The organism is Sediminibacterium sp., from assembly GCF_030695065.1.
GTDB lineage: Bacteria > Bacteroidota > Bacteroidia > Chitinophagales > Chitinophagaceae > Sediminibacterium.
On record NZ_JAUYTR010000025.1, the window covers coordinates 19,445 to 32,614 of the forward strand.

The window sequence follows — 13,170 nt, forward strand, 5'->3', positions numbered from 1 at the left end:
ACCGTTTTGTATGTATTTTTCTGCAAATACATATCATTTTTTAGTCGTTGAAAGAAAAATTGATGAGATTGTCATTCATATACATTAATAGATTTAATAATTTTAATGATGAAATTTTCACTTTGTTCAATAAAATGCTGCGTATTATTTATAGTGTGTTGGATATTATTGAAACCAAATTTTGGATTAGCACAAAGAGAAATTAAACCCTGTCAACAAGAACCCGCTTTTATTAGAACATTGGGTTATGATCCATTGTGGACTGCGCTTAGTACTTCGGAAAAAACATATATCGGTATTAGCTTAATTGCATTCGAAAAAAAACTGGGACAAAATTCTCCTACTGCACAAACGCCCAAAATGGAAATTTACCAACACCCAAGTTGGAAATCAGCGGGTTATTTGTCTACCATTAGTTTTGACAGAATAGGCAATGTGTATACAGTTCCCGCACCACTGATATCTATGTTATACAATCAAACAGAAAAATTGAATACTATTTATAAAATTGATGCAAGTAATGGCGAAATGAGTGAATGGATCAATTTGCCTTTTGCTTCCAAACCAAGTTCGCAAAATCCGTATGGATTATTGGGCATTAATTATGATTGCCAAGACCACTATTTAGTTGCATCAACCGTGGCAGGATCGGATAGGTATAATGAACGAGGCGTTATTTATTTAATTAATCCAGTGAATAAAAAAACAACAGATTCTATAAAAAATTTTGATGCAATGGGAGTAGGTTTTGCCTTTGATGAACTAAGGAAAAAACGTTTATATTATGGAAGTGTTAGAACTGGCAATATTTTTTCGGTAGTGGTAAATTCAAAAGGGAAAATGGATAAAAAAACCATTCGTAAAGAATTAAGTTTAGAAGGATACGGACCTAGAGGGGATGACAAAGCGAGGAAAATTAAATTTAATGGAAACCAGCTGTTGGTAAGTGGAACTGCATTTAATTATAATTTACAAGCAGCTAGCGAAAAGCCTGAAACATTGTACACTTTTATATGGTTGGCTAAAGAGAAAAAATGGGGACTCATCAATTATAATTAATCATGCAAAAAAAGTGGAATGTTATTGGGTTGATTATAGCCGCCGTTTGTACGGGTCTCTTTCTTATGCAAGCAGAAAGCATTGCAAAGCAAAATTTAGTAAAGGCAAGAGTGAACTTAGGACGTCATCTTTTTTATGATACCAAGCTTTCTTATAATTTAACTAAGAGTTGTGTTTCGTGTCATGACCCTTCAATGGCATTTACCGATGGGTACAGAACCTCGTCAGGAGCCGATGGTTACAATGTAAAACACAATGCTATATCCTTATTAAATGTGAAGTATAGAACCAAATATACTTGGGCCAACCCTGCTATCACAAGCTTGCAAATGCAGATACAATTTCCTTTCTTTAACGAACATCCTACAGAATTGGGTTGGAAAAGTCAGGAGCAAATAATACTTAACCGATTTGCAGCTGATTCTAATTATCAACAGCTTTTTACATTAGCATTTCCTAATCAAAAAAAAACCTTCAACGTCATTAATATTCAACAGGCCTTAATTGCATTTGAAGAACAATTGATTTCTTTTAATGCCCCCTACGATCAATACTTGAAAGGGAATAAGCAAGCTTTAAATGCACAAGCAATTGCTGGCATGAAATTATTTAATTCTGAAAAATTTGGCTGTATAAAATGCCATAGTTGGGAGAAGCCATTTGAAAAAAATGAATCAAAATTTAGCTTTGGAATAAGAGTGCCATCTTTGCGTAATGTAATGATTACAGGGCCATATATGCACGATGGTTCAGTTGAAAATATATTTGCAGTATTTCGTTATTACGAAAATAAAAAGTCGTTGAATTTATCTAATACAGAACAACAAGCATTAATTGCATTTTTTAATGCTTTAACCGATACCAGTTATCTTAGCAATAAGGAATTGCTTAATCCGTTTCAATACCAATAGCTTATGCTTAAAAAAAATATATTCTCATTAGTGATGCTGTTAAGTATGTTTTGTACAGATGCTATTGCTCAACAAAAAAAAGCGGCATTAAAAAAAACAACAGCAAAGAAACCAACAGCTGTTTATTTAAATGAGTATAGGGCAGGCTTGATGAGTTCATCCAAAGCAGATACCAATTGGTTTATAATTGAAAGAAAAAAAGAGATTGAACAAATTCTAAAAGATAGTTTACCCGTAAAGTGGTACAAAGAGAAGGGAGGTGAAAAAGCATTACTAGCCCAAAAAATAGCCCTTGCCAATCCATTCTTTACGAGGTATTTGTTCGACTTAAAAACAGGTAAACCTTTGTGGAATGAAATTTTTGGCGTTTACCCTGCAAGGCCAGGAGACATCAAAAAAGGAATCACTTCGTTGCCTGGCGCTTTAATGCGAGTAGAAATGTATAATTATGCGAATAATTTAACCACAATTGGAATAGTAGACGTGTTTTCGATGAAATTGGTAAGTGCCGATCATTATCCAGATACACAGCCCGATATACCACAATCTTTAATTCAGCTTGCTGAACAAATCGCCATCAATGCCCCAGAAGTAGAAAAAGCATTAGGCTTTAAACCCAATGCCCAAAAACCAATCATGAGTAGTACTAAAACTGCTTTAAATAGAACCAAATGTGAACGATCTCAACATTTATGTGTTGCGCCTACATTTGTTCAGGGTAATAGGGCTTTGTGGGCAATTGTTGATTTAACAGACAATCGATTGGTTGGTTTGAGGTGGACCAATACAGGTGCTGATGCGGCAGTGGTAACTGAGCGGAAAATGCAAAATGAAACGGTTGCCGACTGTTATTGTGAGAAAGTAAATTCGATTAGTAAAAATGGATGGAATATGGATTATTTGCTAACTGCATCTGATGGTTTACAAATAAGTAATGTTACTTTCAACAACAAAAGAGTATTAAACAGTGCCAAATTGGTAGATTGGCATGTGAGCTATTCTGGAACAGATGGATTTGGATACAGTGATGCGGTTGGTTGCCCTATTTACAGTCAGGCTGCAGTAGTGGCTACTGATCCACCCAAAATTGCTGAAATAGTAGAAGGAGATTCTGTTGTAGGGTTTATGCTAGAACAAAAATTCTTTTCAGAGTTATGGCCTGGACCATGCAACTACAGCTATTCTCAGCGATATTTCTTTTATAAAGATGGAAGGTTTAGAATTACTTGTGCAAGCATTGGAAGAGGTTGTGGAAATAATGGTACTTATAGGCCAGTGTTTAGAATTTCTTTTGCAGGGAATGAGCAAAACTTTTATGAGTATGAACAGGCTGGCTGGAAACAATGGACTAAAGAGAACTGGCAATTACAAAAGCCCTCCACACTTTATGATTCCAGTGGGTTTCAATATAAAATTAGTTTAGATAAAGTCAATAGTTATTTTCTAGAACCCGGGAAAGGTCAGTTTAATGATGGTGGAAAAGGAGACAATGCCTATTTATATTTAACAAAAAATCACTTAAATAAAGATGAAGGTGAAACTGATTTGGTAACCATTGGGCCATGTTGTAATACCAATCATGAACAGGGACCTGAAAAGTTCATCAATGCTGTTCCAGAGAGCACCATCAATACCGATTTGGTGCTGTGGTATGTACCTCAAATGAAAAATGACGACCGACCAGGATCTAAGTATTGTTGGGCAGAAACCTATTATGAAAACGGGGTTTATAAAATAAAAGCGTATCCCTGTTTTGCAGGTCCTATGTTTGTTCCCCAAAAATAACTTATATTGAAACCTGATAATATGGAAAAAAAGATTCAAACAATGATTGCTGATGATCATCCGCTTTTTGTAGAAGGCCTAAAGATGATATTAAGTAGCAATGATCTTTTGCAGATAGCAGGTATTGCGAACGATGGTAAGCAGCTTTTATATTTACTTACCCAACAGCCCAATATTGACCTCATTTTGTTAGATGTAAATATGCCCAATTTGAATGGGTTGGATACAATTAAATATATTAAACAGTCTTTTGGTTCATCTAAAGTTTTAATGCTTTCTGCATATAGTGATGAAAAAGTGGTTGAGCAAGCCAAGAACGCAGGTGCAGATGGTTATGTTTTAAAAAATAGCAGCAAAGATGAATTGATGAAAGCCATTATGGATGTAGTAAATGGGAAAACGCATTTTGATTTACAAAATGAGCCTAACCAAGAAGATGCATTCAAAAAAATGGATATTTTTTTACGCAAATACAATCTAACGAAACGAGAAAAGGAAATTCTATTGTATTTGAAACAGACATATACCAATCAGCAAATTGCCGATAAGCTACATTTAAGTATTTATACTGTTGAAACACATAGAAAGAATATAATGCAAAAGCTGCAGTTGAGTTCCCCTGCAGCTTTAGTAAAATTTTTAGTTGAATTTAATATCTAGAATTAGTTCATTATAATTCTATTGGTGCCGTATTTAACACCAGAACCTTCTACAGAAATCATATAAACACCTGCTGCAGGTTTTGAGTTAAACTGCACTGGTACTACATTGTCTCCCTTTATTGCTTGTACTACTTTGCTATAAATAGTTTTGCCTGTTGCTGCATCAATAACACGCAACGTAAGTGGGGCATCAATATCAGAACGAAATGTTGCACTGAATTTTCCACCAATTGTTGGGTTGGGGTAAATATGTATTTTTTGCTGTTTTAAGTTTTCGATATATTCTTTAGGTTTTTTAGAAAAGAAGATATCCGCAATTGCAGCATCAATTGTAGTACTAACTCCAGTAGTGTTTTCAAAAGCAAAGACTACAGTTGTAATATCATTCGCTTTTATTTTTTCTAATGGATCTTCTCCTGCAAAATCTAATAAATTAATAGTGTAGTCTTTTAATTCTTTGCCAATTGGCAAAACATAGCTGAATTGCTTAGCAAAATTGGTAATGGAATATTTTACTAATGTAATTTTTAGACTTGCGCCTTCTCCTTTAGCTTTAAAGCTCATTGTTTTGTAATCTGTAAGGTCTTGCATTGCAGCAGCACCTCTTAGCAATTTGTATGCAGAAATATAACTATCAGTTTTTGCTTTAAACTGAACATCTCTAAAAACAGGATAAGTGTCTGCAAAATTTCTTGCTGTATCGTTGGTTATAGAATAAGATTCAACTACTGTTTTAGTTGAGTCGTAATCTAAATCCCAACTACCATCACTCATGTAAACTACATCTTGAAGTTTACCGTTGATGTACATAGAAATTAAGCTTTCGTGTGTATCATTCATTGGGAATGACACATTTGTTTTTCCATTTGGATTCAAGGTTAATGGAATAATACGTTTTGTTTCTAATTGAGAGAGTTCATTGTATTTTTCTTCCACTTCAAAATAAGCAGTAGTTGCCGTAGTTTCATTCTCTACTAATAAATTCACTTTAAGCCCATCTCTATTACCATAACGAATATAAGTGCTCGGTAAAGCAGTTGGTGGAGCAATAGTTTCTATTGGCATGATATTGCTTAGTTTGTCTAGCACATTCAATGCCATATCAATACACAAGTAAGGTGCAACGCCCCATACTTGATAGTTGTACATTGTGTCTTCTCCAACAAAATCTGCATTTAACCAATTGCTTTGGAAAGAGAAAGTATTTCTGCCTGCCTTTTTGCCAATTGAAAAACTCATTGAATACTCAATATTTCCATTTTCTTGTTTTAATTCGTATCTGGTAAATACTAGGTTTCTCAACTTAAACTGGTCCATATTTAGCAATACAGCCCCTTTGAGTCTATCGCATATTGGTTTAGTATGATCGTAAACATCTCCTAAAGTTTTAGTAGCAAATGCTACCGCTTTACAAGTATCATTTTCAGTAAAGTCAATTGCTCTAACTTCTACTGCATTGGTAATGCCTGGAATATCTGATGGTGTGCTAACAAAAGCCGTGTATGCTCCCTCAGGAATTCTATCTGGCATTACATCGGCTAATGTAAGTTCCCTGTTTAAAGAGCTGCTCTTAATTTGGTTGTGTTGTAAATCTAACTTTTCCATTCGTGCGTAATTAACTGGGCCATTGGTACCCTCTTTTAATTTACTCATTACACGCTTGGCAATTTTATTTCCTAAGCCTTTGCTTTCTAAACCTCCTGTATTACCCGAAAAAGAAACCCCACCATCTTCTGTAAAAATGGGAATAGAATCAAGTTTTTCTGTACACAAAATAGGATTTACGGTTGCATAAAAAAGTAGGTCGTTAAAGTCTTGATCACAATCGTTTCTATCTCGTAAAATGTCTTCAAATCCAATCACTAATCTATTGGTCATTGTGTCTCTAACAATAACAGTATGTTGTTTTAAAGAATCATTGCTTTCAGGATTATAATCTGGATTAGAATATACTTTCCAATTGCCTTGCTTTACTTCAGTGCCATCCCATCCATCTGAAATTAAAACGAACCCTATTTCGGTATTTGCAGGAAAATTACCTAAATACACTTTGTCTCCAGCAACCAATGATCCACCAAAATCTGCCTTAGATGCGTTTGGAAATATTATGGTAATATCCTTGTTTTTTGGTGCAGTAGTAGGTGGATTTCCTTTTGTAAAAGTATAATAACCCAATGCATTTCTGTACGATGCACCCTCGTCAATAAATGTTATCCATACATCGGATGGACAATTAACGCCAATCGTTTTTACCCTTTCTTGTGAAATTAGTAAAGGATTGTAAACAGGTACTGGTCTGTATTCGGGTAAAGTAATTTCAATAAGCGTTCTAAAAAATGAACTTACGCTGTCTCTAGGTGTAACCAAGTAATTTGGAACGCCTCTTGAGTTGTAAGTGCCCATATAGGTATAATTCTGTGCTTGAACCTGCTGGGCACCTGTATACAGGAACAAAGCAATGATAAAGGATAGGATAGAGCGGTTCATAGCAAAGAGTTTAATGTAAAATTACTGTATATCACAGCATATGCTGTTCTAATAACGTTACAAAGGCCTAAAAACGTATTAAATACCAACTAATTTGTATGTATTTTTTATGGAAAACTTCATTCGGACACATTGCCTTGGTTTTGTACCTTCGCAGCATCATGGAAATCACCGTAAAAACAGCCCAGCAGTTGCGATTAACTGCAGATGAATTTGAGTTGATAAAGCAAAAAATGGGTCGCACCCCTAATTTTACTGAGCTCTGTGCTTTTAGTGGCATGTGGAGCGAACATTGTAGTTATAAAAATTCCATTAAGTGGCTAAAAACCCTTCCAAGAGATGGGGGAAGAATGTTGGTTGCTGCTGGTGAAGAAAATGCGGGCCTTATGGATATGGGGAATGGTTTTGGAGTAGTATTTAAAATTGAAAGCCATAATCATCCAAGTGCTATTGAGCCATTTCAGGGAGCAGCTACAGGTGTTGGTGGAATTCAACGCGATATTTTTACCATGGGAGCAAGACCAATTGCTTCTTTAAATAGCTTACGTTTTGGTAATTTAAAAGACAAGAAAACCCAGCACCTTTTAGCAGGAGTTGTTAAAGGAATAGGACATTATGGAAATTGTTTTGGGGTTCCTACTGTTGGAGGTGAAGTCTATTTTGAAGATTGTTATCATACCAATCCTTTGGTAAATGCAATGAGTGTAGGTATTATGCAAGCCAATAAAATGGTGAGCGCAACCGCAAAGGGTACTGGTAATCCGGTAATTTATGTGGGTAGTGCTACTGGAAAAGATGGCATTGGCGGCGCAAGCTTTGCAAGCGCCGATATTACACATGATTCTGTTCAAGAATTGCCAGCAGTTCAAGTAGGCGACCCTTTTCAAGAAAAGAAATTATTGGAAGCTTGTTTAGAAGTACTAGAAACAGGTGCAGTAGTAGGTATGCAAGACATGGGTGCAGCGGGTATAATTTGCTCTACCGCAGAAATGAGTGCAAAAGGTGAAGTGGGCATGCATATTGACCTAGAAAAAGTGCCAACCCGTCAACAAAATATGAAAGCGTGGGAACTCTTGTTAAGTGAGAGCCAAGAGCGTATGTTGATGGTAGTAGAAAAAGGCAGAGAAGCAGAAGTGGTGGCTGTTTTTGAAAAATGGGATTTGAGTGCCAGCACTATTGGACATGTTACAGATGATGGGTTGTTAAATTTCTATATGAATGGAACTTTAGAAGCCAGTATACCTGCTTATGAATTGGTACTTGGTGGCGGTGCACCACAGTACACTAGAGAATATTCAGAGCCTAAATACTTTGAAAAAATCAATGCATTTGATGCAACTGCATTAGCCGATTTACAAGACCTGAAAGCTACCGCGGAGGCGTTAATCACCCTGCCAAATATTGCCAGCAAAAGATGGGTATATACTCAATATGATAGCATGGTGGGTGCAGCCAATACCAGTACCAATAGTCCAAGTGATGCGTCTGTGGTTTTGGCAAAAGGAACAGGTAAAGCTTTAGCCATTACGGTTGATTGTAATAGTAAATATGTTTTTGCTAATCCATATATTGGTGGAATGATTGCAGTAGCTGAAGCTGCAAGAAATATTGTTTGTAGTGGTGGAGAGCCAATTGGAGTTACCAATTGTTTAAATTTTGGTAATCCATATGATCCAGAAGTTTATTTTCAATTTGTACATGCGGTTACTGGAATGGGCGATGCGTGTAAAAAATTCAACACGCCAGTTACTGGAGGAAATGTGAGTTTTTATAACCAAAATCCAGACGGTCCTGTTTACCCTACACCAACAATTGGTATGGTTGGGATACTAGATAATATTAATCAAAAAATGACCATGCATTTTAAAGATGCGGGTGATATAATTGTTTTGATTGGGGCACAACACAACGATATTGCATCGAGTGAATACTTGCATAAATTGAAAGGAGTTCAATACTCACCTGCACCTTATTTTAATTTAGATGAAGAGTTCAATACCCAACAATTGATTAGTAAATTAATCAAAAGCAAAAAAATAAAAAGTGCACACGATATTAGTGAGGGTGGATTAATGATTACTTTATTAGAAAGTGGGTTCAGTGGCGGCAAAGGTTTTAATGTACATCCCACTGTTGATATAAGACAAGACGCATATTGGTTTGGAGAGGCGCAAGGTCGTGTGGTTGTTTCTGTTGCCGCTAGTGATTGGGGTGCTGTTCATGCCGCTGCTACTGCCGAAGGTATTGCCGTTACTCAATTAGGTACTGTTACTTCAAACGAAGTGGAAGTAGCTGGAAATAGTTGGGGTGCAATTGAAGAGTGGAAAAATAAATATGATACAGCCATAGAAAAGTTGATAAAATAATATGAGCAACAACTTGCATATTATGGTTACCGGAGCTGCTGGTTTTATTGGCAGTTGTATGGTGCAATATTTAAATGAACAAGGCTATTCAAATATTTATTTAGTAGACGATTTTGGTGTTGAGGAAAAAAGAAATAATTGGCAAAGCAAGCAATTTGTTACCATAATAGAACGCTATAATTTATTGGATTGGTTACATCAACACCAACCCAAATTAGATATTGTTATTCATTTAGGTGCAAGAACAGATACCACTGAGTTTGATTATTCAATTCATGAAGAACTCAATTTAGAATACTCTAAAGATGTTTGGAATTATTGTTGCATACATTCAATACCACTAATTTATGCATCAAGTGCTGCTACTTATGGCGGAGGAGAACATGGGTACAATGATGATCACTCAATTGTGAATCAGTTAACACCATTGAATCCATATGGAGTTAGTAAAAATGAGTTTGATAAATGGGCGTTACAACAAAATGCTCAACCTCCTTTTTGGACAGGGTTAAAGTTTTTTAATGTATATGGTCCTAATGAAGCACATAAGAAAAGAATGGCTTCTGTTATTTTTCATTCTTTTAATCAAATCAAAAGCAACGGCTTCGTAAAATTATTTAAGAGCCATCAACCTGGTTTTAAAGATGGAGAACAGCTCCGCGATTTTGTATATGTAAAAGATGTGGTCTCGGTTATTTTATGGATGATGGAAGAAATGGTAGAATTGAAATGGGTTATTGCTAATAATGGATTATATAATTTAGGCACAGGTAAAGCAAGAACCTTTATTGATTTGGTAAATGCTACTTTTAAGGGAATGGATATTGCTCCCTATATTGAGTTCATTGATATGCCATTAGACATTAGAGACAAATACCAATATTTTACTGAAGCCAACATGCAGAAACTGCAAAATGCAGGATACACAAAGCCTTTTTATTCTTTAGAAGAAGGCGTTGACAATTATGTAAGACAGTATTTAATTTCCAACAAGCAATACTAAAATAAAAAAAGAGGTTGCCCTTTTAGGCAGCCTCTTTTTTTAGCAAGTGATATTTTTTACAAACGTGCTTTCAAAAATTCTATGGTCTTTTTGTGCGCATCTTCTGTAGCTTCTTTATTAAAAGAAGGATTACTTGGATTGGCAAAGCCATGGTTGGCTTCGTAACGGTGTAAAGTTAATTTTTTACCTGCAGCAGCCATATCCTTTTCAAAGGTATTCACCACTTCTGGAGATGGGCTTCTATCTTGGTTACCAAAAAATCCAATTACATCAGATTGAAGTGATTTCAATTTTTCCATATTGTTTTCGGGGCGACCATAATACATAACTGTTCCTGCAGCTTGTTTACCAGCCAATATGCTGCTTTGTAAACTCCACATGCCACCAAAGCACCAACCAATAGTGAATATTTTTGCTTTAGTACCTGCATAAGCCAAAGCTCCTTTTACAATTGCTTCCAATCTTGGATTGGTAGCAGCTCTCATTAATTTCATTGCACTGTCTGGGGTGGCAGCTACTTTACCATCGTACATGTCTAAGGCAATTACATTTACATTGCCTAATTCTGCAGCTAGTTTTTCTGCTTCCTGCTTTATTTGGTCGTTTAATCCCCACCATTCTTGAATTACAAAAATCCAATTATTGGTTTTTTTCTTGCTTTTAATAAAATAACCCGAAGCTTTGTTTCCGTCAGGTGCATCAAAGCTGATAGTTTCTCCAGTACCATTGGTCAATTTAAACGGAAGCGGATTTTCATGCATGGCTGCAAATTCAGGAGTCATTGCTTCGTCTCTAAATTGGTCACGAATGTCTGAGTAACAAGCCAAGTAGTCTTCAGCGGAGCGAATACTTTGTTTGGTTTCGGTGTATCGGAAACCTTGAATGGCAATCAATACCACTACAAATAAGGCAAAAAATCGAAATTGTTTCATATATGTTGGTTGTTTAATTAAAGACTTGTTCACTTTTCACTAACAGTTTTTCGTCAGATTGGTTGAAAATAGCTTCGGTATTTTTCTTATTTCATTTTTTAAGCTAGCTTTGTTTGACCTCCGAACTATTTCAGTTCAAATTTCCAGGTCTAAGATTGTTTTTTAATTTATTGCAATAAAAGTATTCATTTTATGGCCAAGTATATTTTTGTTACCGGTGGAGTAACAAGCAGTTTAGGTAAAGGGATTATAGCTGCCTCATTGGCAAAATTATTACAGGCCAGAGGGCTTAAAGTAACTATCCAAAAATTTGATCCCTATATTAACGTAGATCCAGGAACATTAAATCCATATGAGCATGGGGAATGTTATGTAACGGAAGATGGGGCAGAAACCGATTTGGATTTAGGTCACTACGAAAGATTCTTAAATATTTATACCTCACAAGCGAACAATGTTACAACTGGAAGAATATATCAAACAGTTATTAATAAAGAGAGAGCGGGTGATTTTTTAGGTAAAACGGTGCAGGTTGTTCCACATATTACCGATGAAATAAAACATCGAATGCTTTTGCTGGGTCAAGACGACCAGTTTGATATTGTGTTAACAGAAATAGGTGGAACTGTTGGTGATATTGAAAGTTTACCATTTATTGAAGCAGTTAGACAATTGCAATGGGAACTACCAGAAGAAGATGTAATGGTAGTTCATTTAACCTTGATACCATATTTAAAAGCAGCCAAAGAATTAAAAACAAAGCCCACTCAGCATAGTGTAAAAATGTTGAGCGAAACTGGGGTACATCCAGATATAATAGTGTGTAGAACCGAAGAGCCTTTAAACAACGATATTAAAAGAAAGATTGCGCTGTTTTGTAATGTAAAACAAGAAGCTGTAATAGAAGCAATGGATGCTAGCACTATTTATGAAGTGCCATTGCATATGCTACGTGAAAAATTAGACATCATCTGCTTAAAAAAATTGAATATTACCAACTTTGCTGAACCCAATTTAAATAATTGGAAAGAGTTTTTAGATAAATTAAAATACCCTAAGAGCAAGGTTACTATTGGATTAATAGGTAAGTATATAGAACTACAAGATGCTTATAAGTCAATTTTAGAAAGCTTTGTACATGCAGGTGCTATTAATGAGGTAAAAGTGCAAGTAATAAATGTTCATTCCGAATTTATTACAGATGAAAATGTAGCAGAGAAATTGAATGGCTTAGATGGATTATTGGTTGCGCCAGGATTTGGAAATAGGGGAATTGAAGGTAAAATTGTTGCAGTTAAATACGCTAGGGAAAAAGGCTTGCCATTCTTTGGAATATGTTTAGGTATGCAAATGGCAGTTATTGAGTATGGAAGAAATGTGCTTGGTTTAAAAGATGCCCACTCTATTGAAATGGATGCAAGTTCGTCTCATCCAGTCATTAATATGATGGAAGAGCAAAAGAAGATAACTATGATGGGAGGTACTATGCGATTAGGTGCTTATCCATGTGAAGTAGAAGAAGGATCATTGGCACACAAAATCTATGGAACAAAAACATTTACAGAAAGACATAGACACCGTTATGAATTCAATAATGATTATTTAGATCAATACCATGCGGCAGGTATGAAAACCAGTGGAAAAAATCCGGCCACAGGTTTAGTAGAAATTATTGAATTACCCAATCATCCTTTCTTTATTGGGGTTCAATATCACCCCGAATTAAAAAGCACGGTGGAAAGACCTGCTCCATTATTTGTTGGTTTCATTGATGCTGCCAAAAAGTACAATGAAAGCAAGAGTAATTTTAAGTCGTCTAGCAAAAAGGATGCAGTTATCTAAGTAGTAAATTTTAATAAAAAAGGAATCCCACAACCAAAAATTGTGGGATTTTTGGCGTTTCATGAAAAAAATGGGGGGATTGGTGAAAAAAATGCCACCTGCATCTCTAGATTACCGAATTTA

General features: G+C 35.6%; 9 protein-coding genes. 7 read left to right on the forward strand and 2 right to left on the reverse strand.

Going from position 1 to position 13,170, the window contains the following annotated elements; translation table 11 throughout:
* Positions 1 to 105: 105 nt before the first annotated feature.
* Genes Q8S25_RS13995 through Q8S25_RS14010 form a run of 4 tightly spaced genes read left to right on the forward strand, consistent with a single transcriptional unit; the run spans position 106 to position 4,415 of the window.
* Positions 106 to 1,059 carry a hypothetical protein gene (locus Q8S25_RS13995; RefSeq protein ID WP_305538756.1) on the forward strand — a complete coding sequence of 318 codons (954 nt, stop codon included), beginning with the start codon at positions 106 to 108 and terminating at the stop codon, positions 1,057 to 1,059.
* A 2-nt stretch (positions 1,060 to 1,061) separates the two neighbouring features.
* A complete protein-coding gene (locus Q8S25_RS14000; RefSeq protein ID WP_305538757.1) occupies positions 1,062 to 1,970 on the forward strand; it encodes a cytochrome c peroxidase in 909 nt (302 codons plus the stop codon).
* A 3-nt stretch (positions 1,971 to 1,973) separates the two neighbouring features.
* On the forward strand, positions 1,974 to 3,755 hold the full coding sequence (locus Q8S25_RS14005) for a hypothetical protein (protein ID WP_305538758.1): 1,782 nt from the start codon (positions 1,974 to 1,976) through the stop codon (positions 3,753 to 3,755).
* Between the two features lie 21 nt (positions 3,756 to 3,776).
* Entirely contained in the window at positions 3,777 to 4,415 is a 639-nt protein-coding gene (locus Q8S25_RS14010; RefSeq protein WP_305538759.1) for a response regulator transcription factor, read from the forward strand.
* Between the two features lie 2 nt (positions 4,416 to 4,417).
* On the opposite strand, the gene Q8S25_RS14015 is transcribed toward Q8S25_RS14010, so the two are convergent.
* Complete coding sequence (locus Q8S25_RS14015; protein WP_305538760.1) at positions 4,418 to 6,904, reverse strand: DUF4114 domain-containing protein; 2,487 nt, start codon at positions 6,902 to 6,904, stop codon at positions 4,418 to 4,420.
* 98 nt (positions 6,905 to 7,002) lie between these two features.
* Here Q8S25_RS14015 and purL point away from each other — a divergent pair, with 98 nt between their 5' ends.
* Both purL and rfaD read left to right on the forward strand, forming a co-directional pair.
* Entirely contained in the window at positions 7,003 to 9,270 is a 2,268-nt protein-coding gene (purL, locus tag Q8S25_RS14020) for a phosphoribosylformylglycinamidine synthase subunit PurL (RefSeq protein ID WP_305538761.1), read from the forward strand.
* A 1-nt stretch (position 9,271) separates the two neighbouring features.
* Positions 9,272 to 10,273: an ADP-glyceromanno-heptose 6-epimerase gene (gene rfaD / locus Q8S25_RS14025; protein ID WP_305538762.1), complete on the forward strand. Its 1,002-nt coding sequence runs from the start codon at positions 9,272 to 9,274 to the stop codon at positions 10,271 to 10,273.
* Between the two features lie 56 nt (positions 10,274 to 10,329).
* Here rfaD and Q8S25_RS14030 read toward each other — a convergent pair whose 3' ends face one another.
* Positions 10,330 to 11,205: a dienelactone hydrolase family protein gene (locus Q8S25_RS14030; protein ID WP_305538763.1), complete on the reverse strand. Its 876-nt coding sequence runs from the start codon at positions 11,203 to 11,205 to the stop codon at positions 10,330 to 10,332.
* Positions 11,206 to 11,397: 192 nt separating this feature from the next.
* On the opposite strand from Q8S25_RS14030, the gene Q8S25_RS14035 reads away from it, so the two are divergent.
* Positions 11,398 to 13,047 (forward strand): CTP synthase, encoded by a 1,650-nt coding sequence (locus tag Q8S25_RS14035; RefSeq protein ID WP_305538764.1) that lies wholly within the window; start codon positions 11,398 to 11,400, stop codon positions 13,045 to 13,047.
* Positions 13,048 to 13,170 lie beyond the last annotated feature (123 nt).